General features: G+C 62.5%; 25 protein-coding genes and 1 tRNA gene. 10 read left to right on the top strand and 16 right to left on the bottom strand.

What is annotated here, in order from left to right:
- Positions 1-4 precede the first annotated feature (4 nt).
- The gene (locus FJ949_RS05630; protein ID WP_140493976.1) at positions 5-1,063 is read right to left on the bottom strand and encodes a polysaccharide deacetylase family protein; all 1,059 of its coding nucleotides are present in this window, start codon (positions 1,061-1,063) and stop codon (positions 5-7) included.
- 88 nt (positions 1,064-1,151) lie between these two features.
- Here FJ949_RS05630 and FJ949_RS05635 point away from each other — a divergent pair, with 88 nt between their 5' ends.
- The gene (locus FJ949_RS05635; RefSeq protein WP_140493978.1) at positions 1,152-2,378 is read left to right on the top strand and encodes a GNAT family N-acetyltransferase; all 1,227 of its coding nucleotides are present in this window, start codon (positions 1,152-1,154) and stop codon (positions 2,376-2,378) included.
- A gap of 46 nt (positions 2,379-2,424) precedes the next feature.
- Here the strand turns inward: FJ949_RS05635 and FJ949_RS05640 are convergent, their stop codons facing one another.
- Positions 2,425-4,674 carry an exopolysaccharide transport family protein gene (locus FJ949_RS05640; RefSeq protein ID WP_140493979.1) on the bottom strand — a complete coding sequence of 750 codons (2,250 nt, stop codon included), beginning with the start codon at positions 4,672-4,674 and terminating at the stop codon, positions 2,425-2,427.
- Between the two features lie 253 nt (positions 4,675-4,927).
- On the opposite strand from FJ949_RS05640, the gene FJ949_RS05645 reads away from it, so the two are divergent.
- The 4 genes from FJ949_RS05645 (at position 4,928) to FJ949_RS05660 (ending at position 9,531) form a co-directional block, all read left to right on the top strand.
- On the top strand, positions 4,928-5,491 hold the full coding sequence (locus FJ949_RS05645; RefSeq protein WP_140493982.1) for a polysaccharide biosynthesis/export family protein: 564 nt from the start codon (positions 4,928-4,930) through the stop codon (positions 5,489-5,491).
- 9 nt (positions 5,492-5,500) lie between these two features.
- Positions 5,501-6,631 (top strand): glycosyltransferase family 4 protein, encoded by a 1,131-nt coding sequence (locus tag FJ949_RS05650; protein ID WP_140493984.1) that lies wholly within the window; start codon positions 5,501-5,503, stop codon positions 6,629-6,631.
- 93 nt (positions 6,632-6,724) lie between these two features.
- Positions 6,725-8,260 carry an undecaprenyl-phosphate glucose phosphotransferase gene (locus tag FJ949_RS05655; RefSeq protein WP_140493986.1) on the top strand — a complete coding sequence of 512 codons (1,536 nt, stop codon included), beginning with the start codon at positions 6,725-6,727 and terminating at the stop codon, positions 8,258-8,260.
- Complete coding sequence (locus FJ949_RS05660; RefSeq protein WP_140493988.1) at positions 8,257-9,531, top strand: O-antigen ligase family protein; 1,275 nt, start codon at positions 8,257-8,259, stop codon at positions 9,529-9,531. The genes FJ949_RS05655 and FJ949_RS05660 overlap by 4 nt, the downstream gene beginning before the upstream one ends.
- 80 nt (positions 9,532-9,611) lie before the next feature.
- Here the strand turns inward: FJ949_RS05660 and FJ949_RS05665 are convergent, their stop codons facing one another.
- The 3 genes from FJ949_RS05665 to FJ949_RS05675 form a co-directional block, all read right to left on the bottom strand.
- Positions 9,612-10,121, bottom strand: a complete 510-nt coding sequence (locus tag FJ949_RS05665) for a DUF892 family protein (RefSeq protein WP_140493990.1) — start codon at positions 10,119-10,121, stop codon at positions 9,612-9,614.
- 117 nt (positions 10,122-10,238) lie between these two features.
- Positions 10,239-10,841: a DUF4142 domain-containing protein gene (locus FJ949_RS05670; RefSeq protein WP_140493992.1), complete on the bottom strand. Its 603-nt coding sequence runs from the start codon at positions 10,839-10,841 to the stop codon at positions 10,239-10,241.
- 49 nt (positions 10,842-10,890) lie between these two features.
- Positions 10,891-12,288 carry a cytochrome B6 gene (locus FJ949_RS05675; protein WP_140493995.1) on the bottom strand — a complete coding sequence of 466 codons (1,398 nt, stop codon included), beginning with the start codon at positions 12,286-12,288 and terminating at the stop codon, positions 10,891-10,893.
- A gap of 389 nt (positions 12,289-12,677) precedes the next feature.
- Here FJ949_RS05675 and FJ949_RS05680 point away from each other — a divergent pair.
- Positions 12,678-12,754, top strand: a tRNA-Pro gene (locus tag FJ949_RS05680).
- 46 nt (positions 12,755-12,800) lie between these two features.
- On the opposite strand, the gene FJ949_RS05685 is transcribed toward FJ949_RS05680, so the two are convergent.
- Both FJ949_RS05685 and FJ949_RS05690 read right to left on the bottom strand, forming a co-directional pair.
- Positions 12,801-13,262 carry a YbaK/EbsC family protein gene (locus FJ949_RS05685; RefSeq protein WP_140493997.1) on the bottom strand — a complete coding sequence of 154 codons (462 nt, stop codon included), beginning with the start codon at positions 13,260-13,262 and terminating at the stop codon, positions 12,801-12,803.
- Between the two features lie 138 nt (positions 13,263-13,400).
- The gene (locus tag FJ949_RS05690) at positions 13,401-13,685 is read right to left on the bottom strand and encodes a helix-turn-helix transcriptional regulator (protein ID WP_140493999.1); all 285 of its coding nucleotides are present in this window, start codon (positions 13,683-13,685) and stop codon (positions 13,401-13,403) included.
- Positions 13,686-13,970: 285 nt separating this feature from the next.
- Between FJ949_RS05690 and FJ949_RS05695 the strand changes: the two genes are divergently transcribed.
- On the top strand, positions 13,971-14,579 hold the full coding sequence (locus tag FJ949_RS05695; protein WP_181172049.1) for a hypothetical protein: 609 nt from the start codon (positions 13,971-13,973) through the stop codon (positions 14,577-14,579).
- A gap of 220 nt (positions 14,580-14,799) precedes the next feature.
- Positions 14,800-14,985, top strand: coding sequence for a hypothetical protein (locus FJ949_RS05700; RefSeq protein WP_140494001.1), 186 nt, complete (start codon positions 14,800-14,802; stop codon positions 14,983-14,985).
- Between the two features lie 283 nt (positions 14,986-15,268).
- Here FJ949_RS05700 and FJ949_RS05705 read toward each other — a convergent pair whose 3' ends face one another.
- The 7 genes from FJ949_RS05705 to FJ949_RS05735 form a co-directional block, all read right to left on the bottom strand.
- A complete protein-coding gene (locus FJ949_RS05705) occupies positions 15,269-15,571 on the bottom strand; it encodes a hypothetical protein (RefSeq protein WP_140494003.1) in 303 nt (100 codons plus the stop codon).
- Between the two features lie 100 nt (positions 15,572-15,671).
- A complete protein-coding gene (locus tag FJ949_RS05710) occupies positions 15,672-16,211 on the bottom strand; it encodes a MerR family transcriptional regulator (protein ID WP_140494005.1) in 540 nt (179 codons plus the stop codon).
- A gap of 224 nt (positions 16,212-16,435) precedes the next feature.
- A complete protein-coding gene (locus tag FJ949_RS05715) occupies positions 16,436-16,759 on the bottom strand; it encodes an integration host factor subunit alpha (protein ID WP_140494007.1) in 324 nt (107 codons plus the stop codon).
- Positions 16,760-16,859: 100 nt separating this feature from the next.
- Positions 16,860-17,831: a beta-ketoacyl-ACP synthase III gene (locus tag FJ949_RS05720; RefSeq protein WP_140494008.1), complete on the bottom strand. Its 972-nt coding sequence runs from the start codon at positions 17,829-17,831 to the stop codon at positions 16,860-16,862.
- 9 nt (positions 17,832-17,840) lie between these two features.
- Entirely contained in the window at positions 17,841-18,911 is a 1,071-nt protein-coding gene (plsX, locus tag FJ949_RS05725; RefSeq protein ID WP_140494009.1) for a phosphate acyltransferase PlsX, read from the bottom strand.
- Positions 18,912-19,030: 119 nt separating this feature from the next.
- Positions 19,031-19,579, bottom strand: a complete 549-nt coding sequence (locus FJ949_RS05730) for a DUF177 domain-containing protein (protein ID WP_140494011.1) — start codon at positions 19,577-19,579, stop codon at positions 19,031-19,033.
- Positions 19,576-20,124 carry a ubiquinol-cytochrome C chaperone family protein gene (locus FJ949_RS05735; protein WP_140494013.1) on the bottom strand — a complete coding sequence of 183 codons (549 nt, stop codon included), beginning with the start codon at positions 20,122-20,124 and terminating at the stop codon, positions 19,576-19,578. The genes FJ949_RS05730 and FJ949_RS05735 overlap by 4 nt, the downstream gene beginning before the upstream one ends.
- 114 nt (positions 20,125-20,238) lie before the next feature.
- Between FJ949_RS05735 and FJ949_RS05740 the strand changes: the two genes are divergently transcribed.
- Positions 20,239-20,754: an outer membrane protein assembly factor BamE gene (locus FJ949_RS05740; RefSeq protein WP_140494015.1), complete on the top strand. Its 516-nt coding sequence runs from the start codon at positions 20,239-20,241 to the stop codon at positions 20,752-20,754.
- 243 nt (positions 20,755-20,997) lie between these two features.
- Here the strand turns inward: FJ949_RS05740 and FJ949_RS05745 are convergent, their stop codons facing one another.
- A complete protein-coding gene (locus FJ949_RS05745) occupies positions 20,998-23,139 on the bottom strand; it encodes a sodium-translocating pyrophosphatase (RefSeq protein WP_140494017.1) in 2,142 nt (713 codons plus the stop codon).
- Between the two features lie 230 nt (positions 23,140-23,369).
- Positions 23,370-23,870 (bottom strand): DUF2165 domain-containing protein, encoded by a 501-nt coding sequence (locus FJ949_RS05750; RefSeq protein ID WP_140494019.1) that lies wholly within the window; start codon positions 23,868-23,870, stop codon positions 23,370-23,372.
- Between FJ949_RS05750 and FJ949_RS05755 the strand changes: the two genes are divergently transcribed.
- Positions 23,869-24,183, top strand: a complete 315-nt coding sequence (locus tag FJ949_RS05755) for a hypothetical protein (RefSeq protein WP_224646259.1) — start codon at positions 23,869-23,871, stop codon at positions 24,181-24,183. The two genes, FJ949_RS05750 and FJ949_RS05755, sit on opposite strands and share 2 nt — an antisense overlap.
- The last annotated feature ends 9 nt before the right edge of the window (positions 24,184-24,192 follow it).

The raw sequence follows: 24,192 nt of genomic DNA on the forward strand, positions 1-24,192 counted from the left end.
CGCCTCAGACGGTGACCACCATCTTTCCGGCGTTGGCGAGCGGCGTCGTCACGCCAGACAGCATGGTGCGGATGTGGGCGAGATTCTGGTAGCGGCCGTTCACCGAGATGCGTGGCAATGCGTGCAGGAAGCCGGCGTGTGCGGCGCGCAGCACGCCATGGCGTGTGGTCACGGCCGAAGTGTAGCCGGCATCGCGGACAAAGCCCACTTCGCGGCAGCCGACGGCGCTGGCATAGCCGTAGGGATAGGCGAAATGGCGCGGCTCCTCGCCCAGCTCGGCTCGCAGGATGGACTTCACCCCGACGATTTCGTGCCGCGCGTCGGCTTCTGAAAGCCGCTTCAGATTGCTGTGGTTGATCGTATGAGCACCGATCGTTACCAGCGGATGCGCTGCGATCGCGCGGATCTCCGACCAGGTCATCAGCGTGTCGACGCGCGGCCGGCCGGCGTCGACGCCTTTCGCATGCGCCAGTTCGCGCAGCACGGCGCGCAGGTCCTCCTCGCGAACCTCGGTGGTGAGATAGGTGTGCAGCCGTGCGATGGCTTGGAGCTTTTTGGCCGGGCTGGTGCAGTCGATCGTCGTTTGCCCGTCGGACGTCGTCAGGGTCAGGCGATCGCCCGCGTTGACGAGATCCTCGACCACGTCCCACCACAGATCCGCAGTGCCGTTGATCAGCCCCGGAGCCACATAGATGGTGATCGGCGCGCCGTGCTTTTCCAGCACCGGCAAGGCTTCGGTCATGTTGTCGCGATAGGCGTCGTCGGCGGTGATGGCGGCGAACTGGCCGCCCTTGCGGCGCGCCGCGATACGCTCCACCGCCTCGTCCATCGAGACGAAGGCGTAGCCATCCGCCTTCAGGCCGGCGATCATGGCGTCGAGGAAGCCGGGCGCAATGTTGAGATGACGGTTGACGCTGTCGGGCTTTTCGGGCTTTGCCGTAACGCGGTGCAGCATGAGGATGGCGCCAATACCGCCGACCAGCGGTTTGGCCAGCGGTGCGAGGCCGGTATAGCGGGCGACGTTGAGCGCCAGCTTTCGGATTGCCTCCCCGCCGTCGATCATTCCTTCACCTTTTGCGCCTAGGCTGAACCAAGCACGGATACGCCTGAGCGCCCCCAAATCGGCAGCAATACGCCCTAAGGATTGAGGTATGGTTGACGCGGCCGCGTCATTTGACGGCAATCGCCTGGCGGCAATCGAAGCCCCGCCCAGTGTGCCGCCGATAGAGCCGGCTGGGCTGTCGGTTTCCACCGCTTCCGCCGATGGGCTCGCGGCCTATGCCGCGTTCTGCCGCTCCGCCGTGTTCGCGCCGGCGCAGAGCGCGGTTTGGATCCGCAACTGGGCCGCGCAGGTCGAGCCGGACCCGGTCGTGGCGATGCTGAATTGCGAAGGCAGACCGGTTTTCGCACTGGCGCTGGAGGTCGTCGGCCATGGGCCATTCCGTGTTGCCCGCTTCATGGGCGGCCGCCACGCCAATGGCAATTTCGTCGCCGCCGACCCGCAATGGCTTGCCAGGGCGGACAGTGCGGCTATTCGTTCGACCCTGGCGGCCATAGCCGAGGCTCGCCCCGACATCGATCTCGTCGCCTTCGAACGCCTGCTGCCCGACCTCGATGGCGTAGCCAACCCACTCGCCTCGTTCGATTATTTCGACAGCCCGAACCTGTCGCTCGCCGTCGACCTGGTCGGCGGTTTCGATGCACTGCTCTCTCGGGCAAACGGAAAGCGCAAACGCAAGAAGCACCGCTCGCAGACGCGCAAGTTCGAGGCCATCGGCAGCCATCGGCGCATCGAGGCGCGGACCGTGGACGAGGTCGGCCGGCTGCTCGACGGCTTTTTCGAGATGAAGGAATCCCGCTTCCGCAGGATGGGCATCGCCAACGTCTTCGGCGACAATCAAGTGCGCGCGTTCTTCCGTGCTCTGTTCACCGAGGCGCTTGCCGAGGATAAGCCCTCCTTCGTGCTGCACGGGCTCGAGGTCGCCGGCAAGCTTCGCGCCGTGACCGGATCGAGCCGCTCGGGCAAACGGCTGATCTGCGAGTTCGGCGCGATCGCCGAGGATGACCTCGCCCACACCAGCCCCGGCGACTTCCTGTTCTTCGACAATATCCAGGAAGCCTGCGAGGCGGGTTTCGACGTCTATGATTTCTCGGTCGGCGACGAGCCGTACAAGCGTTTATGGTGCGATATCGAAACGCAGCACTTCGAGGTGCTGGTTCCGCTGACGTCGAAAGGCCGCGCACTGGCGCTGGGGCTGCGGCAAAGCGCCAGGCTGAAAGCCGTCGTCAAGAACAGTCCGACGATCTGGAAGCTGACCAAGCTGCTGCGTCGCAAGGCCGCTGGCCAGGCGCCGGCGCCCGCCGAGGACGGTAGCTAACCCGCCCACCTTCCAACGTGATGACCACAAGCGCCGCTCATCGGACTCAAGCCGCCGAGCGCCTTCCTGGCACCGGGGTGCCCGGCGGTTCGTGGCCGAGCGGGGTCACCAGCGTCAACTCCGGATAGCCATTCTCGATAAGCTTGACGGCGGCCTGCGTCACCTCATCATCCGGCTCCAGCATGGAGAGGAACACTTCGGTCGCATCGCCACCCAGACGGCTGATGCCTTGGGCGTCGGCGGGACCGCATTCGACTACCACCAGGTCATAGGCGGTGGTCAGCGATTGCATGATGATCGGCAGCCGGTCGGCGGCGCGCATGGCGCGAACCGGATCGGCGGTGCCGACAGGAATGACATGGCAGTCGGAATAGAGGTCGGGGTGGATGACTTCGCTGAACTGCGCCTGCGACGCGAGCAGATTGGTGATGCCCGGGAACAGTCCGCTGTCGAGCATCGGTCGCGAGGCGGCGCCGGAAGCCGTGAGGTCGAGCAGCAGCACGCGCAGGCCGGCGTCGGAGACCTCACGCGCCACCAGGATCGCGGAGGCGGCCGCCTCGTCACCTTCGGGCGACACGAAGATGGCGCGCGCGGCGCCGCTTGCGATCAGCTTTTCCGCCGCTTTTTCAACGTCGATCTCGCCCAGCACCGAACGCGGCCTGGTTTTGGCGACCGGGACGGCCTCGGCAACAGGGACGGTTTCGGCGACCGGTGCGCCGGCGGCGGGTTCGACCTCTATGGCAGATTCCGCCGGCGAGAGCAGATCCGGTTCCACCATCATCTCCGGTTCCACCGCTTTCTCAGCGTGGTGCTCAGGCCCGGACTCTGGAATGATCGTCGTTTCCCTGGCCGCGACCGGCATCGCCACCTCGTCGATCGGCTCGAAGCGAGCGCCGCTGGCCGGGCGCATGGCGCGGCCGGAAAAGAGTTCGCGCAGCAGCGTGAACACCGACATGAGCAAAAGCGAGGCGGCAAAAGCAGCACCGACGATCGGCCCGATCTTGGGGAAGTAGGCCTCGGAAGGCACTACGGCCTTCGAGATGACACGCGCGTCGACCGGCACGTAATTGCGATCCTGGCGCGAAGCCGCCTCGCGGTAGTTGGTCAGGTAAAGTTCGAGCTGCTGGCGCTTGGCGGCAGCGTCACGCTGCAGCGCATCGAGACCGACCTGCTGTTCGCCTGCCTCCGCGGAAGCCGCCTTCAGCGTGTTGACGTCGGCGACGAGCTGGCTCTCACGTGACTTGGCGGCATCGGCCTGCATGGCCAGCCCCTTCATCACCTTCTGAGCTTCGCTGCGGATCTGCGCGTCGAGATCGGCCAGCTGTGATTTTGCCGCGCGAATGCGCGGATGATTGTCGAGCAGCGTCGTCGACAGGTCGGCGATGTTGGCGCGCAGTTCGACCTGCCGTTCGCGCAAGCGCTGGATCAGATCGGATGACAGCACCTCGGGCAGCGAATCCAGCGAGCCGCCATTCTGCAGCGCCTTGCGCACGCTGTCGGCGGTGCCTTCGGCGGCGGCGCGGTTGGCCCGCACCCGCGACAATTCGGTCGACAGTTCGGCCAGTTGTTGGGTGGCGAGCACAGAATTGTTGCCGCCCACCAGAAGGTCCGACTGGGCGCGATAGGCGGCGACCTTGGCCTCGGCATCCCTGACCTGCTTCTGCAGATCGGCGATCTCGGGAGCCAGGAAGTCCGCCGCGGCCGTGTTGGATTCGAGCTTGGCCGCGCCCTGCCCGGCAATGTAGGCGGCGGCAATGGCATCGGGGATAGCAGCCGCGAGCTTGGGATCTTCCGAGGAGAACTCGATGGCGATGATACGCGTCTTTTCGACGCCATAGACGTTGAGCTTCTCGCGCATCTTCTTCAGGACGCGCTCATCGAGCGGGATATCCAGGGGATCGTTCTTCAACCCCACCAGGATCAGCAGGCGGCTGAGAGGCGACATATCGACAGTTTCATCGAATTCGTGCAATCGCGACAGATCAAGCTTCTGCGCCACCCGCTTCAGGATTTCGTTGGACGAAATGATCTGGACCTGGGTGGCGACGCCTTGCTCATCGAGGATCGGCTTGTCGCTGTCATTACTGCCGGCGGGGCGCGTGTAGACGGATTCACGCGTATCGATCTGAACCTGCGTCTGGGCCTTGTAGTGCTTGGTTGCCAGCGAAGCGAGCGCAAACGCCAACCCGGTGACCACCAGGGAGACGACCAATATTCGCAGCCAGTTCCTCTCCAGGCTGGCGAAGAGCTGCCCAAGATCGACGTCAACGTCTGCGGCCGTGGACTGAACGGACATGCATCCTACTCCGATACGGATCGCGTGCACCGTAAACAACTATGGTAACTCAGCCGTTAAGATCACAGCAAGCTTCCGCTAGGACTTACTGGGAGGCGCCAAGCAAAATCGCCAAAGTTGTAAAACTCCTGTCGATCGATGCCGTATCGGTCGTACCCTTTACCGGCCATTAACCCTAACAGGACGATAACGGACGCGCTCTCAGATGTTTGCTGCGACGCCGCAGCGGCCAGTCGAAGGTATGTGTCCTGTCATGAAAAGCACTGCTTCCCTTTTTCGCGCGCTGCTTGCCGTGTCGATGCTTGCCGGCTGCTCCAGCTACCGGCCGACGCCGGCCGCCTTCCACGAGGTGCTCGATCAACCCTATCGCCTGGGCGCCGGCGACCGCGTCCGCGTCACCGTGTTCGAGCAGGACGGGCTGACCAACACCTATAGTGTCGACCAGTCCGGCTATCTCTCCTTCCCGCTGGTCGGTGCCGTGCCGGCCCGTGGCCACACCGCCCAGCAGATGGAAAAGGAAATCGCCGACAAATTGCGCCAAGGCTATCTGCGCGATCCTGACGTTTCCGTCGAGATCGACCGCTACAGGCCTATCTTCGTCATGGGCGAAGTGGGCGCCGCCGGCCAGTATTCCTATGTGCCCGGCCTCACCGTTCAGAAAGCCGTCGCCATTGCCGGCGGCTTCACGCCGCGCGCCAACCAGGAAAGCGTCGACATCACCCGAGATATCAACGGCAAGGTGATGACCGGCCGGGTTGTTACGTCGGACCCGCTGCTGCCCGGAGATACTGTCTATGTGCGTGAACGTCTGTTCTGACGAACACACGTGGCGGACAAACTCAGGATCGTCCATTGCTTTCGTTCACCTGTCGGCGGGATCTTTCGGCATGTGCGGGACCTCGCGGAAGCTCAGGTCGCCGCCGGCCATTCGGTCGGCATCGTGTGCGATTCGACCACAGGCGGGGAATACGAGGAGCGCCTGTTCGGGCGGATGAAGGCCATGCTGGCGCTCGGCATCCATCGCACGCCGATGCAGCGCCATGTCGGACTGGGCGATCTCGCCTCGGCCTCGCGCACCTACGGAATCATCAAGGAATTGCGGCCGGACGTGCTGCACGGGCACGGCGCCAAGGGTGGCGCCTATGCCCGTCTGTTCGGCTCACTGTTGCGGGTATCAAGGTCTCGCGTAGCCCGCCTTTATTCGCCGCATGGCGGTTCTCTCCACTATGACGAGAGCACGTTCACGGGAAAGCTGTTCTTCGCGCTCGAGCGATCCATGGCTCACTTCACCGACTGTCTGCTGTTCGTCTCGGACTATGAGCGACGCACCTATCGCAGGAAGGTCGGCGAGGCGCCCATTCCGAACGCGCTGATCTACAATGGCCTGCGCGCGGCTGAGTTCGACCCCGTTCCGGAGAAGCCCGGAATGGTGGACCTGCTCTACATCGGCATGATGCGTGACCTCAAGGGACCCGACATCTTCATCGACGCGCTGGCCCTTGCGGGGACACGGCTCGGACGCCCGCTGGGCGCGGTCATGGTGGGCGACGGCGACAACCTGCCTCGGTACCGCGCGCAAGTGAGGCGGCTCGGGCTTGACGGCAATGTGCGTTTCCTGCCGCCGATGCCGGCCAGGGATGCCTTTGCGCTGGCCGCGCTGGTCGTCGTTCCTTCGCGCGCCGAAGCCTTGCCGTATGTCGTGCTCGAGACGCTGGCGGCGGGAAAACCGATGATCGCCACGGCCGTTGGCGGCATACCGGAGATCTTCGGCGCCGATTCCCCTGCCCTGATCAGACCTGATCCGTTGCAGCTTGCCGACAAGATCGCCGAAGCGCTGGCCGATCCCGCCGCCTATCGAAAACTGATGCCCGATCGCGCCGATCTGGAGGCACGCTTCGGAGCCGATGTCATGGCTGCCGAGATCGAGAAAGCGTATTTCGCGGCGCTGGCCAAATAAACCACCGGCCCAAGCCCTTCCAAAGCCACGCGTTGTTTCAAGGGTTTCTTAGCTCTCTTTTGCTATTGCCTGGGGGAAGCTTGCGGAAATCCCATGAACGAGATCGATCCCGTGCACCGCTTTTCGGCAGAGGCTGTGCGCAAACTCGACACCCCGACCGATGGCGGCATGCCGGGCGGCATGAATGATGTCGCCCGTCAGGTCGCCTCGCAATACCGGCGCGATACGATGTCGCCGATCATGGTCAGCGGCGTCCTGCGGATGGTCGAGTTCGCAGTGCTGTTCCTTTCCGGCCTCGGCGTCTATTTCTACTTTGTCGGCTTCTTCAACTATTTCGCCTGGCAATATCCGCTGACGATCGCCGCCGCGTCGTTCCTTGCAGTGGTGCTGCTCGACGTCACCGATTGCTACCAGATCGTCTCGCTCATGCGGCCGATCGCCAATTTTGGACGTTTGCTGCTGGTCTGGGCCGGCACGTTCGCCCTCATGGCGCTGACGGCATTCGTGATGAAGATATCTGAAAACTATTCACGATTGCTGTTCGGCACCTGGTTCGCCGTCGGTTTCATTCTCATCTTCGGCCTGCGGCTGGTGATGTCGAAGCTGATCCGGCGCTGGGCGCGCGACGGCCACATGGAGCGGCGCGCCGTCATCGTCGGCGGCGGCAAGGCAGCGGAGGTCCTGATCCGCTCGGTCGAGAGGCAGCCCTACAACGACATCCGCATTTGCGGCATTTTCGACGATCGCAGCGACAAACGCTCGCCGCCTATCGTCGCCGGCTATCCCAAGCTCGGCACAATCTCGGAGCTGATCGAATTCGCCCGCATCGCCCGCATCGACATGCTGATCGTGTCGCTGCCGCTGACCGCCGAATCGCGCGTGCTGCAATTGCTGAAGAAACTGTGGGTGCTGCCGGTCGACATCCGGCTGTCGGCGCATTCGAACGCGCTGCAGTTTCGTCCACGCGCCTATTCCTACATCGGCTCGGTGCCGATGCTCGACATCTTCGACAAGCCGATCAACGACTGGGATTCGGTGGCCAAGCGCGCCTTCGACATCGTTTTCAGCCTGATCGGCATCGTCGTGTTCTCACCGGTGATGCTGGCGACCGCTATCGCCATCAAGCTCGACAGCAAGGGACCGGTGCTGTTTCGCCAGAAGCGGCATGGTTTCAACAATGAGGTGATCGAAGTCTACAAATTCCGCTCGATGTATGCCGACCGGTCGGACCCGACCGCCAGACAGACGGTCACCAAGAACGACCCGCGCGTTACCCGCGTCGGCCGCTTCATCCGCAAGACCTCGATCGACGAGCTGCCGCAGTTCTTCAATTCGCTCTTGGGTTCGCTGTCGCTGGTCGGCCCGCGGCCGCACGCGATTGCCGCGCAGTCGCACAACCTGCTCTACAACGAAGTGGTCGACGGCTATTTCGCGCGCCACAAGGTCAAGCCCGGCGTTACCGGCTGGGCGCAGATCAATGGCTGGCGCGGCGAGATGGACACCAACGAGAAGATCCGCATGCGGACGGAATACGACCTCTATTATATCGAGAACTGGTCGATGCTGTTCGACCTGCGGATCCTGTTCCTGACGCCGATTCGGCTGCTCAACACGGAAAACGCCTATTGAGCGCGGTCACCCATGACCTGCCGCGCGCGGCGGTCAATGCGAAGCTGATCGCGCTGATTTCCTCGGGCGCGGTCGGGCTCGGCATCCTGCTTTCCGGCTTCGTCATCAGCGAGCCGGCTCCTTACGAGATCTACATGGCCGGCCTGATCGCCATCTGGGCGCTTTTCGGTTTGAGGATTTCGCACGCGGCCGCGCCGCTGCTGGTGCTTCTGGTGACGATGAATATCGGCGGCATGATCGCCATGACGCAGATGTCAGACCTCGCCAACACGCCGCTCTACCTTGCAGTGTCGCTGTTTCTCGCCTTCAGCGCGGTCTTCTTCGCATCGGTCACCGCCACGCAGCCGAGCCTCTACCGGCTGATCTTCATTGCCTATGTCGTATCCGCGGTGATGACTTCGCTACTCGGCATAGCAGGGTATTTCCATGCCTTCCCGGGCGCGGAGATGTTCACCAAATACGACCGCGCCGCAGGCGCCTTCCAGGACCCGAACGTGTTCGGGCCGTTCCTGGTGCTGCCCGGCATCTATCTGCTTTATCTGCTGCTGACCGGGCCGGTCTCGCGCATGCCGCTGCTGGCGGTGCCGCTGCTCATCATCACATCAGGCATCTTCTTTTCCTTCTCGCGCGGCGCGTGGGGCATGTTTGCCGTCTCTGCCGTTCTGCTCACCGGCTGTCTGTTCCTTCAGAGCAACAGCGGCATGTTCCGGCTGCGCGTGGTGGTGATGACCATCGCGGCATTGTCGCTGCTGGCGATCGCCATGATCGTCATCCTGCAGCTGCCCGGCGTGGCGGAGATGTTCTCCAACCGTGCCCATCTCGAACAGAGCTACGACACCGCCCGCCTCGGCCGCTTCGCCCGCTATGCGATCGGCTTCCAGATGGCGATGGAGCATCCGTTCGGCATCGGGCCTCTGGTGTTCGGCACCATCTTCGGCGAGGACACCCACGATATCTGGCTGAAGATGCTGATGGACTATGGCTGGCTCGGCTTCGTGTCGTTCCTGACGCTCGTCATCTGGACGATATGTGCCGGATTCCGCATCCTGCTGCGCGACCGGCCATGGCAGCCTTATCTCCTGTGCGCCTATGTCGCCTTCATCGGCAATGTCGGGCTCGGCACCTTCATCGATATCGACCATTGGCGCCACGTCTACCTGCTGCTCGGATTGGTCTGGGGCGCGATCGCGCTGGAACACCGTCATCAGCGGCAATTACGGCTGGCGATGCCGAAAGCTTCACGTGACCGCGGAGCGCTATCGGCTCGATAGTCGCCGCCGCCGACAGGCAGCGCGCGCTGCCGCTGTCGCACGATCATGGCCGGCGAAATTCGACGCGATGACAGGCCCGATTATCGTTTTGCGGCATCGCTGTCGGCCGCGGCGCGAGACAGGAACATCTGCGTCGTCTCGGCGAGATGGCTCTTGAGCCAATCCGCCATCGCCTCCTCTTCGCGCAGATTCTGCTCAGACACACGCGCCACCTCGGCCTCCCCTTCGGCGTTGGCCGCGGCGATGAGCATCGTGTAGGAGGCAATCTCCATATGCTCGAAAGTATAGCTGGCGAGCGAGCCCTTCATCACCTCGTCGCCGGCAAACACGCCGCTGATCGACTGGGCCATGGCGGTGAGCTTGCCGCCTGCGTCTTTCATCGCGGAGGATCCCTCTCCGATCCGGTCAAGACAGCTTTTGAGGCGCGAGGCCTGCTGCCGCGTCTCGTCGAGATGCTGACGGATGCGGTCGCCGAGTTCCGGATAGCTTTCGAGGCGTGACAGTTGCCCGGAGAGCATCGTCTCGGCCTGCTCCTCCATGGCGTGAGCGTCTCTCAGCCACTGTATCAACCAGTCGCGCGATTGTGTCATGAAGGTCTCCCTTGGGTTGCTCGCCCAAACCGCGAGTGGAGAGCATTGTTCCGCCCGGGCTATGGCAGGTTCGGCCAGAGGCGCTGCCAACGCGCGGATTGGCCGCCGACGCGACGGTCACTTCTTGCTCTGGCCCGAGGCATCGGCCAATGCCGGGTTCACCAGCTTGCTGCGGACGTCCCGCGCCATTCGCAGATGCTCCAGTACGGCCGGCAGGATATCCGAGGCGAAATGCTGGACATCCGGATCCTGGCCGGAGCCGATCTCCCATTCAAGGAGTTGCACAGTCTTCTGATGCTCGACGATCTGGCCGCTGATGTAAGCCAGATCGAATTCGACGCCTGTAAGCTTTTCCAGCCTGGTACGCATCTCCTCGTGCTCGGCATCCAGCCCAGGCGGAAGCGGCATCTTGGCCGCTTCGGCGAGCGACTTCAGCCTGTCGTTCGCCCTCTGGTGGTCGTCAACCATCCTGCGGGCAAAGTCTTTCACCGCGGCATTTTCGGATTTTCCGGCAAGCTCGCCGAAGCGGACCTCGGCCAGACCGCCAGCAGCGGTAAGCTGCGCGAACAGCCGGTCCTGATAGTTGGTTTGGTGAGGCATTGGCTTGCCGGGAGATTCCTTCATCGTGTCCGGCGCCATGCCAGCCGGATTGCCGAACTGGGCGAAGGCGGTGGCGGCAGGCAGAAGCGCAAGCCCCACGACAGTTGCGAGTAGACGCATGCGAACCTCCTCGGGAAGCGTATCGCGCCGGATATCACGGCGCGCTTTCTCAGAGCACGAGCAGATAGGCGACCAGCGCGTCCTTTTCCGATTGGTCGAGTTTGGTGCCCAGCACCAGATTGAAGAACTCGACCGTGTCGGCGAGCGTCATCAGGCGGCCGTCATGCAAATAGGGCGGCGTGTCCTTGATTCCGCGCAGCGTGAACGTCTTGATCGGACCGTCGGGAAGCTCGACCATGTCGTTGACGGTCTGTCCTGGCTTGTAGAAACGATCGAGCTTCAGATCGTGCATGTTGTTGTCCATGAAGGACGTCTGCGGATTGTGGCATTGGGAGCAGCGGCCCTTGCCCATGAACACCGCTTCCCCTTTCAATTCCTCTGCTGACGCCAGTGCCGGATCGAGGCGGCCAAACGGATCGAGCTTAGGCGCCGGCGGGAAATCGATGATGTTTTGCAACTGTGCCATCATCGCCACCTGGTTCGGGCGGTCAGGCAGGTTGACGCCCTTGCGGGTGGCACTGACATGATCGCCATTGAAATACGCGGTGCGCTGCTCGAATTCGGTGAAATCCTCCACGGACCGCAATGAGCGCTTCGATCCATGTATCTGCTGGTTGAAGAGGCCGCGCAGACTGGTGGTGTCGAGACGGAAGCGCGCCGCCTGCGGCCTGATGTCGGGTGTCTGATGGAAGGCGGCGTTAGTGTTGAAATTGGAATGGCAATCAAGGCAGGCGACACCCATGCTCTGGCCAGCGACCTTGCGGTCCTCGGTCTGATTGAACTCTTCCTGCGGGAATGGCGTCAGCAGAAGCCGCAAACCCTCCATCTGTACTGGGGTGATGATGCCGTTCATGATCTCGTAGTAATTGCGGATGGTAAGCAGTTCGCCGCGCGAGACATCGCCGAGTTCAGGGTGGGTGGTCAGGAAAATCGGTGGCGGGAATTCGGGCGTCAGGTGATCGGGAAGATCGAAATCGACGTCGAAGCGGCGCAGATCACGGCCTTCCTGGCGGCCGATCTCGCGGATTTCCTTCTCGGGAAACACTTGGCCTCCGGCAGCCTGCTTGACATGAGGTAGCGGCAGGAAGCCAGCCGGCAGAAGACCCTGGTCACGAATATCGCCGGGGCTCATCGAGCTTAGCCTGTCCCAGGTCGAGCCACCCGCCAGCTTGACCCTGACGCCACCCTGGACCGGCTTCTTGCCGTCGGTCATCATCACGCCCGGTATCGGACGGTCAGCCAGATCATAACGTTGCTCCAAAAGCTTCTTCTGACGCTCCATCACGCCAGGCTTCTGCGCCTCGTCATCGGCTTTCACCGCGGAAAAGGGCTGGCTCGGCAATGGCCGATAGGTGATGTCAGGAGGCAGCGGATCCGAGAACGCACTGATGCTGGCCGCCGCGACGATGATCGCGCACGGAAGGCCGATATGGAGTTTGCCGGTCATTTCGTCCCTCCTAAGTTCCCCGGACGGTTGCCAAACCGGACCGGGGGCGGTTTGTTCCAAGGCGGGAGTTGGCGAAAGGGAATTTATTTCCGCCACCGGATTGAGCCATCGCCGGGCCCGTCATCTCTGAATGCAGGGCGACATCTTCCCCGCCTCGAACGGCGACGCCACGTTTGGAAAGCAATTCCCGGCCAAGAGGGCCCCGACAGGTGGAGGCATTTACTCTGAAGGAAGCCTTGCTCATGGCATGGTCCACGGAGCGACCCGCGAACGCCCGTGGGACTTCCGGTCAGGTTTGACGCGATTTATCGGCGATGGTTGGTTCTGCTTCCGGAGGCGGTTTTAGCGCTTGCGCGCCAAGCCTCGAATATATATGGCTTTGCGCGGTCCGGAGTGTAGCGCAGCCCGGTAGCGCACTTGACTGGGGGTCAAGGGGTCGTCGGTTCGAATCCGGCCACTCCGACCATTTTAAACAAGGACTTACCCCCAAAGTCCGTCTCATCGATCGCCATCTACCCCTGGCACACATCGACCCATTCGGCGCCGGTGAGATCAGCCATGCGCTGCGGTGCGATCCGCACCGCCGCGTTGGTGGCGCCGGCGGCAGGCACGACCTCTTCGAAACCGCGCAGCGACACGTCGCAATAGACCGGCAGCGGCGCCGGCAGGCCGAACGGGCAGACACCGCCGACCGGATGGCTGGTTGCCTCGATAACCTCAGCGGCCTCCAGCATGCGCGGCTTACTGCCGAACCGATCCTTGAACTTGCGATTGTCCAGCCTGGCGGTGCCGCTGGTCACGACCAGCATGGTGCGTTCGCCGACGCGAAGGCAGATCGTCTTTGCGATCTGCGCCGGCAACACGCCGTGTGCCTGCGCAGCCAATGCTACGGTCGCCGAACTCGCCTCGGTCACGATCACGTCGGTATCGGGCGCCTTGCTGGCGAAAAAGGCACGAACGGATTCCAGGCTCATCGAAACCCCGCGGATCGAAATGACGAAGCAGCAAGCTAGGCCGGCGCGTCCATAGACACGTGCCAAGGCCTTCAGTCACGGCAAACAGAAAACCCGCCAAGGTCCCCGGCGGGTTTTCGAACATGCATGGCACTGGCGCTACAGCGCGGGGCGGTCTTGCGCGGCCCGCGCCTGCACGGCCGTGCCGAGCAGCGCCTCCTGAGGAAGCCGAAGCGCCGACGCAATACGGCGCAGTTGCGACGGATCGGCCGTCCTGCCGTTCTCGATATCCTCGATTTCGTCGACCGACAGACCGGTTGTCAGGGAAAGCTCCTCGACACTGTATCCCCTGGTTTCCCGAATCGTTCTGAGGGCGCTATGGCCTTGCCCGGCTTCGCTGGCAACCAGTTCCGGGAGGGGTTCGCGCTTTGCACTGTATGGCATTGGCAACTCCGTTGGCTGAAAGAGTTTGATGAAAATGGTGTTGCCTGAGACGGCGAGAACATGCCCGCTTGCGGGTGATTTGCCAAGTCACAAACTGGCCGTCACAGCATCGTGAACCATGCCTGGCGGACGCCGCTCGCAACCGCTCTCGATCAAGTTCTTTTGAACACCTGATCACCTCGTCCCTCGATGATTTTTACGACCCCGTTCGTTGGTTCAATTGCGCCGGCGCGAAACCCAAGACGTTGCCGGCGCGGCTGTCATTTTCCTGAAAGGATCAATGCGATGAAATTGCTGCGGACAATCACGATCGTGCTCGGCACGCTTTCCAGCCTTGCTGCAACCAGCGCGCCGGCGGCAGACACGGTGCGGGTGCGCGGCGTCGTGGCCAGTTCCGACCAATCCCAGCTGACGGTGAAAAACCGCCAGGGTGGCATGGATAAGATCAAGCTCGCTGCCGGATGGAAGATATCGGGCGTCGCGGGCGCGTCGGTAAAGGACATCAAGCTCGGCGATTTCCTCGGCATAGCATCCGTGTCGAAAGCCGATGGCGGCAGCGGCGCGCTCGAGGTCGTGGTGTTTCCCGCAGCCTTGAAAGGCACGGGCGAAGGCGACCGCGCCTGGGACCTCAAGCCCAACAGCCGCATGACCAACGGCACCGTCGCCGACGTGACCGACGTGAATGGCCGCGCGGTGACGCTGACCTATGACAACGGCCAGACAAAGAAGATCTCAATCCCCGACAAGACGCCGGTCGTCACCTTCGCGCCGGCCACGCCGGGCGATCTCAAGCCCGGCGCGCCCGTCGTGGTCACCGCGACGCGCGGCGCCGACGGCACGCTGAGTGCCAACCGCGTCGTGGTCGGCAACAATGGCGTGGTCCCGCCCATGTAAGCCGGTTGCGTCTGCGGCCCCGTACCGAAATTTCTCCCGCTCATCGGCGCTGTGGGCTCAGCCTGTCGGCGGAGCCCACAGGCTGCGCCGCCAGACACATTCCAGAAACAAAATTCTATATTCGGGAAATACTGACGAAAAAAATCGGGAGCGTAATCCCGCTCGCGGCGAACAGGCTGTTGGCCTGATTCAGATTGCCTGCGAAAAAAGGAAGATATCCATGAAGAAGTCCCTCCTCTCGGCCCTCGGGCTTGCAGTTGCACTTGCATTCACCATGCCAATCCTCGGCGCGACCAGCGCTGATGCCGCGCCGATGCACAAGCATCACCGTCATCATCGCAAGCACCATCGCAGCCACCACTACCATCATCACCACCACCACAAGGTTATGGGCAAGAAGGCCTGAGCTTAACCGACTGCCAATGAGAAGACCGGCTTTGGCTTCTTGTTCGAAGCCGGTCTTCTCCTGGTTTCCTCCGGATACGCGCCGTATCAGCGCGATCTCGCAGCGCTACAACGAGCGCCTGCTCTGACGAAAAAACCCCTGTTCGTGCTGCAGACCGACAAGCTGGGGCTATGGCCCTTTTTTCGTGGCACCCACAGGCGCCGCTGTCCTAAACCGGGTGCACTTTCGGGCAACATGAATCGCCCGCGCACCGATCCAGCGGAACCGAGGAATAAAATAAAGGTCAGCGCCGGCTGAACAGCAGACTGGCGACCAGACCAAGCACCACAAAGCCGATCGCCGCGGCCGCCGCCGGATGCTCGCGGGCGGATTTCTCGATCGCCCTGCCCCGCTCGCGGATCGCCGGCAACGCATCGTGCAGACGTTCCGCAAGGTCGGAATACGTGTCAAGCGCCGCGTCGCGACCGTCTTCGTAATAGGCGCCGCCCCGCCTGGACGCAGCCTTCTTCAGGGCCGCCAATTCCCTGGAGAGTGCAGCGACCCGCCTGTCGAGATCGACGTCCGAGAGGGTCGAGAATAATGCCATGATGCGTTTCCTTGTCTGCTCAAGCCTTGTCTTGCTCAAGAAAACGTAACGCATCACCCAAAGGCGGGTTCCCGTTCTTCAGGCGCCGGCCGGTTGCCCGTCAGCGCACTTGGTCGAGGAGGCGCTTGCATTCGAGGAGGTCGAACAACGCTTCCTGCAACAGCGCGCGATTGTCCCGCGACAGTTTCGAAGCGTCCGGCTGGACCGGGCCTTCCTCGTCGCTCTTGCCAAGACCGAAGAAACGGCGGCTGGGCTTGACCCTCGGCTGGCCAACCAGTTCGTCATCTCCGCCGCGCGGCTGCGCTGCCGCCGTCAACGGCACCTGGTCGGCCTGCTTTCGTTGCGAGATCGCCTCGACGGCGGCCATATCGCCATTGCCGATGGCAACCAGGAAATGGTTGCCGTTTTCGCGCAACAGCTTCTGCACGCCCTTAATGGTGTAGCCCTGGTCGTAGAGCATATGGCGAATGCCCTTGATCAGTTCTACATCCTGCGGCCGGTAGTAGCGGCGGCCGCCGCCGCGTTTCATCGGCTTGATCTGGTTGAAACGCGTTTCCCAGAAGCGCAGCACGTGCTGCGGCAGATCGAGGTCTTCGGCGACCTCACTGATGGTGCGAAAGGCGTCAGGGCTCTTGTCCATGGGCGAAATCCTCACACTGGAGCATGATCCCGGGACATGGGAACCGGCGTTCGAACGAGATTCCCTCGACAGGAGGGGAGCTCATTCCGGCTGCGCGTAACGATCACGCGGAACACCAATCCGGCCATGTTGCCGAATCGGGTCTCATTTCAGCGATTTGTGAGGCAATATTCAAGCCCGGCATCATCGCAAGGCCTGTTTTCAACCGTGCATTTGCAGCGAGCCTACTTGCCGCCCTTCGCCTTGCCGCTCTGGTGGGAGCGCAAGATGCGGTTCTTCAGCACGTTCGACGACTTGAAGGTCATCACCCGACGCGGCAGGATCGGCACCTCTTCGCCGGTCTTGGGATTGCGCCCGATGCGCTCGTTCTTGGAGCGGACGTGGAACGTCGCGAAAGACGACAGTTTCACCGTCTCGCCACGGACGATCGCCTCGCAGATCTCGTCCAGCACCGCCTCGACAAGTTCCGCCGATTCAGTGCGCGACAAACCTACCTTGCGGTAAACGGCTTCGGCAAGGTCGGCGCGCGTAAGTGTCTTTCCCCCCATGCGACCGTCCCATCAGCTCAAACATAAAATCGACACAACAGCGGCAGAGCCTAAGTAATTGATCCGGCAAGGTCAAGGACCGAACCGGACCGTTCGGCACTTACCAGCGAAGCAGAACCGCGCCCCAGGTGAAGCCGCCGCCCATCGCTTCCAGAAGCACAAGGTCGCCCTTTTTGATGCGGCCATCGGCAACAGCCACGGAAAGCGCCAGCGGCACGGAAGCAGCCGAGGTGTTACCGTGCAGATTGACCGTCACCACCACCTTTTCCTCAGCTATCCCGAGCTTCCTGGCGGAAGCGTCAATGATCCGTTTATTGGCCTGATGCGGCACGAACCAGTCGAGGTCGTCGGCGGTGATGCCGGCCTGCGAAAACGTCGCCTCGATGACGTCGGTGATCATGCCTACCGCATGTTTGAAGACCTCGCGGCCTTCCATCCTGAGGTAGCCGACCGTTCCCGTCGTCGAAGGCCCGCCGTCGACAAAGAGCTTGTCCTTGTGCGCGCCGTCGGAGCGCAGGCTCATCGCCAGCACGCCGCGGTCGGCAATACTGCCGCCCCCTTCGCCGGCTTCAAGAACCAGGGCGCCGGCGCCGTCGCCGAACAGTACGCAGGTCGAGCGATCGGTCCAGTCGAGGATGCGCGAAAAGGTTTCCGAGCCGATCACCAGCACGCGCTTGGCCAAGCCGCCGCGAATATAGAGGTCGGCCGTGGTTACCGCATAGACGAAGCCCGAGCATACCGCCTGCAGGTCGAAGGCAAAGCCGTGATGCATGCCGAGCCGGTTCTGGATTTCGACGGCCGTGGCCGGAAAAGTATTGTTGGGTGTCGAGGTCGCCAGCACGATCAGGTCGATGTCTCCGGGTGTCAGGCCGGCATCGGCGAGCGCTGCGCGCGCCGCCGCCTCACCCAGCGAAGCGGTGGTCTCGTCGTCGGCCGCGATATGGCGCTGGCGGATGCCGGTGCGCTGGGCGATCCACTCGTCCGAGGTTTCGACCATGCCTTCAAAGTCGGCATTCTTCATGATGCGGCGGGGCAGCGCGGCGCCCATGCCGCGCACGACTGATCTGATCAAAGTTCTTTCCTATTCCTTTGCGTCGCTGACGACGTCGGATTTCCTAGATGTCTGGGCATGCGGATTGCGCGCATGGAACAAGTCCAGGTCGGCCTCGATGCGGTCGAGCAGATTGTTGCGCACCATATCGTAGCCGAGTTCGATGGCGGCGGCGAAACCATCCGAATCGGCGCCGCCGTGGCTTTTCACCACAATGCCGTTCAGCCCCAGGAAAACGCCGCCATTGGAGCGGCCGACATCCATCTTTTCGCGCAGGCGATCGAACGCGCCCTTGGCGAAGATATAGCCGATCCTGGCCATCAGCGTACGGCTCATCGCCGCCCGCAGGTAGCCGCCAATCTGGCGCACCGTGCCTTCCGCCGTCTTCAGGGCGATGTTGCCGGCGAAGCCTTCGGTGACGACGACGTCGACCACGCCCTTGCCGATATCGTCGCCCTCGACGAAACCGTGATAGTTCATCGAGGCCATATTGGCTTCACGCAGCATGCGCCCAGCCTCCTTGACCTCTTCCTGGCCCTTGATCTCCTCGACGCCGACATTGAGTAGGCCGACACTGGGCCGCGAGACGCCGAAGACCGATCGGGCCATGCCGGTTCCAAGGATGGCAAAATCGATGAGCTGGTGCGCATCCGCGCCAATGGTGGCGCCGACGTCGAGGACCACGCTTTCGCCGCGCAGCGTCGGCCAAAGTGCCGCGATCGCCGGGCGGTCGATGGTGGCCATGGTGCGCAGGCAGAATTTCGACATCGCCATCAGCGCGCCGGTGTTGCCGGCCGAGACGCACGCGTCCGCCGTACCCGACTTGACCGCCTCGACAGCCTTCCACATCGACGATTTCCAGCGGCCATGGCGCAGCGCCTGGCTCGGCTTGTCGTCCATCCTGACGGCCACCTCGCAGTGGAAGAATTCGCTCACACCGGCCAGCTTGGGAAATTTGGCCAGTTCGGGTCGTACGGCCTCCTCCCGCCCGTAGATGACGAAGCGGACGTCGGGACGGCGGGTCGCGACCGTCATGAGCGCCGGAATGACCACGGCTGGTCCGTGATCGCCGCCCATGGCATCGATGGAAATCCTGATCACGCGGTATTCATCTCACGGTTTTGCTTAGGCGGCGGATCGTTTTAGTGATCGCGAAGGTTCGGCGAAAATAGCGGTTTTGGACATTCGCACAACCGACTTTTCCGTCGCGGGTGAGGTTTTCAGGATTTTCCCAACAGCGACCGCAGTTTCTGCTGAAATTCATTCTCCACCGGTTCGGCCTCGCGGCCGGCATCAAGCGACGCACCCGGCTTGCGCGGATAAGGATCGATGGCCAGTCCGAAGAACTGCTCGGCGAGTGCCCCGACATCGATCGTGTCGCCTGAAAATGTTTCGGGACTGTCAGGTCCATCCGCGTCGAGCAGGATCTCGCCGCCGCCTTCGAATCCCTGTCGTCCAAGCTTGGAATCCTCGGGCAGGAACAGAGCCTCGAATGATTCGTCGATATGCGCCCCGACCGGATCGAGCGTGACGATACAGGCCTGGGTGATGTCGGCCTCGACCCGGCCGCTGACCTTCACGCCATTGCGTTTCCACGGCGTCACCAGGAATTCGGCACGGTAGGCTTCGACCGAGCGCAAGCTGTGCTCTTCGGCGAGTGTCGCGCGCTGGGTGGCGTCGGCCTCGATGACCACCGGCAAGCCCTTCTGCGGCAGGCGGGCGACGTTGGCAAAAAACGATACCGGACTTTGCGGATCGGCGTGCTTCATCGATCTGCCTCCTGGGCGAGCGGAAAGGTCACCGTGCCGGAGACGATCGCCCGGCACGGCTGCGTGGCCAGCCGGTTGCGGGCATCGGCGACATAGTCGGACAGTCGTGACGCTTCCGCCCAGGCCGCGGCGTCGGGCCGGACATTGCGTGCAAGGGCGGCGGTGAGCCCATCATGATCATTGCGCTCCAATGCGTCGTCATAGGCGGCGGTGCGGCCATAAAACATCTTCGCCAGCTTTTTCATGCGCTTGGGCACTCCGACATCGCCAATGCCGAGTTCCCGCAGCGAATGGTCGACGTCGAGGAAAAACTCGTCGATCAGCACCTGCGCGATCTCCTGCGCCACGCCGTCTTCCCCACGCAGCCGGTGCTGGACCAGGAACATGTGCAGCGACAGCATTTCGAAACGCCCAAGCGGCGTGTCCGGCACATTCCAGTGGGAATAAAATACGGTCTGCCGCGCGGCCGCCACGATTTGTGCGTAAAGCGCGTCGGTGATGGCGCGGTTGGCGTGGCGTTCGCGACCAAAAAGGCGCTGGAACATGGGGATGGTCTCCGGGGACCGTTTGTTGAATTGGCCTTGTTGCATCGGCAAGCAAGCTGGTTTACCGGTTTTGCGGCCCAGCGCAAGTTGCGGCGATATAATGGAGAATTGTTGTTGCGCGCGCTGAATTTCAAGTCGACCTTCTCTTCCAGGCCCGCTGGCGCGATCTCGCTGCTGGCCATCATTGCGGCGCTTTCGGCCTGCAACAGTTCCAAGATGATCGGTGATCTGAACCCCAGCGAAACGCTGACGCAGGGGTATGTCATCGATCAGCAGGCGATCGATTCGGTGCCGGTCGGCTCAAGCCGCGAGCAGGTGCTGCTCGCGCTCGGCACGCCCTCGACGACGGCGACCTTCGACAATGAAGCCTTTTACTACATCTCGCAGACTCGCAAGCGCTATGTCGCCTTCGACAAGCCCCGGCTGATCGATCAGCATGTGCTGGCGGTTTATTTCGGGGCCGATGGGCGGGTCACCCAGATCGCCAATTACGGCCTGAAGGACGGCAAGATCTTCGACTTCATCTCGCGCACCACGCCGACTGGCGGCAAGGACCAGAACTTCCTCAGCCAGATCATCAACGGCGCCAGCAAGCTGGCGCCCGGCATTCCCGGCGGCGGCACTCCCTGATCTCAGACCCGCCTCCCCTTGGGGATGGCAGCACCATCTCAGGCGACCAAAAACCCGTGGGAGCGATCCCACGGGTTTTTGTTATCATGGGGCGGGAGAGGCCGGCTCGTCGACGATGGGCAGACAGCGACGGCAGGACGCGGACGCAGCCGTTGAAATTCGTTTTCCGCGTTCCAAAACCGCCGTCAAATAAAAACCCGCGGGGATTGCTCCCCGCGGGTTTTCATTGTCGAGCTTTGCCGCTCAGCCGTGCGCCAGCACCGCCAGCAGCAGGAGCGCCACGATATTGGTGATCTTGATCGCCGGGTTGACCGCCGGGCCGGCCGTGTCCTTGTAGGGATCGCCGACCGTATCGCCGGTCACCGAGGCCTTGTGCGCCTCGGAACCCTTCAGGTGCTTGATGCCGTCCTTGTCGGTGAATCCGTCCTCGAACGACTTCTTGGCGTTGTCCCAGGCGCCGCCGCCCGAAGTCATCGAGATGGCGACGAACAAGCCGTTGACGATGACGCCGAGCAGAGAGGCGCCGAGAGCCGCAAAGGCCGACGCTTTCGAGCCCGAGATCAGCAGCACGCCGAAATAGACGACGAGCGGCGCCAACACCGGCAGCAGCGACGGGATGATCATTTCCCGGATCGCCGCCTTGGTCAGAAGATCTACCGCGCGCGCATAGTTCGGCTTGGACGTGCCGGCCATGATGCCCGGGTCGTCACGGAACTGCTTGCGCACCTCCTCGACGATGGCGCCCGCCGCGCGGCCGACGGCCGTCATGGCGATGCCACCGAACAGATACGGGATCAAGCCGCCGAAGATCAGGCCGGCGACGACGTAGGGGTTGGAAAGATCGAAGGAGACCTCGCCCATGCCCTGGAAGTAGGGATATTTGTCGCCATTGGCGGCAAAGAATTTCAGGTCGTTCGAATAGGCCGCGAACAGCACCAGTGCGCCGAGGCCCGCCGAACCGATGGCATAGCCCTTGGTCACCGCCTTGGTGGTGTTGCCGACCGCGTCGAGCGCGTCGGTGGAGTGGCGCACTTCCTTGGGCAGGCCGGCCATTTCGGCGATGCCGCCGGCATTGTCGGTGACCGGGCCAAAGGCATCGAGCGCGACGATCATGCCGGCAAGGCCGAGCATGGTGGTGACGGCGATCGCCGTGCCGTAAAGGCCGGCGAGCTGATAGGTCGAGATGATGCCGCCGACGATGACGATGGCCGGCAGTGCCGTCGATTCCAGAGAGACCGCAAGGCCCTGGATGACGTTGGTGCCGTGCCCGGTCACCGACGCCTGGGCGATCGAGTTGACCGGACGCTTGTTGGTGCCGGTGTAGTACTCGGTGATCACGACGATGAGACCGGTCACCACGAGGCCGATCAGGCCGCAGATGAACAGGTTCTTGCCGGTGATGACCATGCCGGCGACAGTGCCGACCTCGCCCCAGCCAAGCGTGGCCGAGGTGGCGACGCCCAAGCCCACGATGGACAACAGGCCGGTGACGATCAGCCCCTTGTAGAGCGCGCCCATGATCGAACCGTTGGAGCCGAGCTTGACGAAGAAAGTACCGACGATCGAGGTCAGGATGCAGGCGCCGCAGATAGCGAGCGGATAGAGCATCGCGGCACTCAGAACCGCGGTGCCGCCAAAGAAGATGGCGCCCAGCACCATGGTGGCGACGACTGTCACCGCATAGGTCTCGAACAGGTCGGCCGCCATACCGGCGCAGTCGCCGACATTGTCGCCGACATTGTCGGCAATGGTGGCGGGGTTGCGCGGATCATCCTCGGGAATACCAGCTTCGACCTTGCCGACCAGATCGCCGCCGACATCGGCACCCTTGGTGAAGATGCCGCCGCCGAGACGGGCGAAGATCGAGATCAGCGAGGCGCCGAAGCCGAGCGAAACCAGCGAGTCGATGACGATACGGTCATTGGGCTGAAGCCCCATGAAATGGGTGAGGATCAGGTAGTAGATCGACACGCCAAGCAGGGCAAGGCCGGCAACAAGCATGCCGGTGATGGCGCCCGACTTGAATGCGATGTCGAGGCCGGCGGCAAGGCTGTTGGAAGCGGCCTGTGCCGTGCGAACATTGGCCCGCACCGAAACATGCATGCCGATGAAGCCGGCCGCGCCCGAAAGCACGGCCCCGATCAGGAAGCCGATCGCGGCGGTGATGGACAGCAGCCACCAGGCGAGCAGCAGCACGACCACGCCGACGACGGCGATGGTGGTGTACTGGCGCGCCAGATAGGCTTGCGCGCCCTCACGGATGGCGGCGGAGATTTCCTGCATGCGTGCATTGCCCTGGTCCGACGCGAGGACCGAACGTGTCGCCCAGATGGCGTAAAGGACAGAAAGCAGGCCGCAGGCGATGACGGCGGAAATTATGGTCATGCCGGGTTTTCCTCGATTGCTGGCCCAAAAGAACCCCTCCCTGGGCCGTTGAGACAAAGACGGAATCCCGTGCGCGGAATCCCCCTCTTCGCAGCGGTGTATGCGAAACAGGGCCGCGAACGTCAAGATATTGTTCGGTTTTTGCCCGGCTTTCGCCCAAAAGAGCCAGACGGCGGCAGGTGTCGCCATGCCGCTGCTGCTTTATATCGATTGAAATCACGGATCAGCACTCAGGTTTGGCGCAGATCACCGTCTGGCTGGATGACGAAGATCAGCACCGCCAGCATGGTCATGTAGAACATGAATGCCTTCTGCTGGCCGTTCCAGATGCTCGATTGCCACATGGCGAACCACTCACCGCCCACCACCATAAATCCAAGATACCAGATCAGGAATCCCATCGTCGCGGCGATAACGGCGAATTTCTTGGCATCGTTGAAAACCTCTCCGCTGGCATTGCGCGCTTGCCACAGGTTCCAGGCCGCGATCAGGTAGAGCAGACAGGTCAGCGCCTCGCCGGCGATGATGAGCCAGTAGCCCGTCGTCCATAGCGAGGGGTTGGTGATCGAGCGATACATCAGCGCGTTGCCGGGAAAGGTCGTGTCCATGCTCAGCACGTGCTGGACAAAGGCGAAGTTTGAGCCGTAATCGGTGACGTTGCCGAAAGCGACAAGAAAGGCGAAAGCCGCCAGACAGAGACACATGACGATCTTGGAGAAGCGCAAGGTCATGGCAAGAACTCCTGCTGAAGGATCGGGGCATCGGCCCAATCAATCGCCGAGTCCCGAAGATCGCGCAACTGGCAGGCGGGTGTTGATTACGCTCACGGCCAGCGCAAGACATTATGCCGGCAAGCAAGTCATCGCCGAACCCATCGAGGCGCTCCAGCTCGGCAGCGATTGCGCCATGGGTGATCTTGTCTCGCTCGTGAAAGCCGGCATACAACACGACTTTGCCGTCGTCTGCCGCCGCTGGATCTGCAAAGAGCAAGGCATCGAACTCGAACTGACGCTCGACCACCCTGCTCGTTCAAGTGGACGTTGAAAGATCGGA

Origin of the sequence: Mesorhizobium sp. B2-4-1, from assembly GCF_006442185.1 — a bacterium.
GTDB lineage: Bacteria > Pseudomonadota > Alphaproteobacteria > Rhizobiales > Rhizobiaceae > Mesorhizobium.

What these genes read in the sequence shown, in the direction of transcription:
- FJ949_RS05670 (WP_140493992.1), bottom strand. Translation starts at nt 10,841, where the DNA reads ATGCGTCTACTCGCAACTGTCGTGGGGCTTGCGCTTCTGCCTGCCGCC.
- FJ949_RS05635 (WP_140493978.1), top strand. Translation starts at nt 1,152, where the DNA reads ATGGTTGACGCGGCCGCGTCATTTGACGGCAATCGCCTGGCGGCAATC.
- FJ949_RS05655 (WP_140493986.1), top strand. Translation starts at nt 6,725, where the DNA reads ATGAACGAGATCGATCCCGTGCACCGCTTTTCGGCAGAGGCTGTGCGC.
- FJ949_RS05735 (WP_140494013.1), bottom strand. Translation starts at nt 20,124, where the DNA reads ATGTTCCAGCGCCTTTTTGGTCGCGAACGCCACGCCAACCGCGCCATC.
- FJ949_RS05665 (WP_140493990.1), bottom strand. Translation starts at nt 10,121, where the DNA reads ATGACACAATCGCGCGACTGGTTGATACAGTGGCTGAGAGACGCTCAC.
- FJ949_RS05695 (WP_181172049.1), top strand. Translation starts at nt 13,971, where the DNA reads ATGAAATTGCTGCGGACAATCACGATCGTGCTCGGCACGCTTTCCAGC.
- FJ949_RS05700 (WP_140494001.1), top strand. Translation starts at nt 14,800, where the DNA reads ATGAAGAAGTCCCTCCTCTCGGCCCTCGGGCTTGCAGTTGCACTTGCA.
- FJ949_RS05690 (WP_140493999.1), bottom strand. Translation starts at nt 13,685, where the DNA reads ATGCCATACAGTGCAAAGCGCGAACCCCTCCCGGAACTGGTTGCCAGC.
- FJ949_RS05645 (WP_140493982.1), top strand. Translation starts at nt 4,928, where the DNA reads ATGAAAAGCACTGCTTCCCTTTTTCGCGCGCTGCTTGCCGTGTCGATG.
- FJ949_RS05710 (WP_140494005.1), bottom strand. Translation starts at nt 16,211, where the DNA reads ATGGACAAGAGCCCTGACGCCTTTCGCACCATCAGTGAGGTCGCCGAA.
- FJ949_RS05745 (WP_140494017.1), bottom strand. Translation starts at nt 23,139, where the DNA reads ATGACCATAATTTCCGCCGTCATCGCCTGCGGCCTGCTTTCTGTCCTT.
- FJ949_RS05730 (WP_140494011.1), bottom strand. Translation starts at nt 19,579, where the DNA reads ATGAAGCACGCCGATCCGCAAAGTCCGGTATCGTTTTTTGCCAACGTC.
- FJ949_RS05685 (WP_140493997.1), bottom strand. Translation starts at nt 13,262, where the DNA reads ATGAGCCTGGAATCCGTTCGTGCCTTTTTCGCCAGCAAGGCGCCCGAT.
- FJ949_RS05675 (WP_140493995.1), bottom strand. Translation starts at nt 12,288, where the DNA reads ATGACCGGCAAACTCCATATCGGCCTTCCGTGCGCGATCATCGTCGCG.
- FJ949_RS05750 (WP_140494019.1), bottom strand. Translation starts at nt 23,870, where the DNA reads ATGACCTTGCGCTTCTCCAAGATCGTCATGTGTCTCTGTCTGGCGGCT.
- FJ949_RS05755 (WP_224646259.1), top strand. Translation starts at nt 23,869, where the DNA reads ATGGCAAGAACTCCTGCTGAAGGATCGGGGCATCGGCCCAATCAATCG.
- FJ949_RS05705 (WP_140494003.1), bottom strand. Translation starts at nt 15,571, where the DNA reads ATGGCATTATTCTCGACCCTCTCGGACGTCGATCTCGACAGGCGGGTC.
- FJ949_RS05715 (WP_140494007.1), bottom strand. Translation starts at nt 16,759, where the DNA reads ATGGGGGGAAAGACACTTACGCGCGCCGACCTTGCCGAAGCCGTTTAC.
- FJ949_RS05640 (WP_140493979.1), bottom strand. Translation starts at nt 4,674, where the DNA reads ATGTCCGTTCAGTCCACGGCCGCAGACGTTGACGTCGATCTTGGGCAG.
- FJ949_RS05630 (WP_140493976.1), bottom strand. Translation starts at nt 1,063, where the DNA reads ATGATCGACGGCGGGGAGGCAATCCGAAAGCTGGCGCTCAACGTCGCC.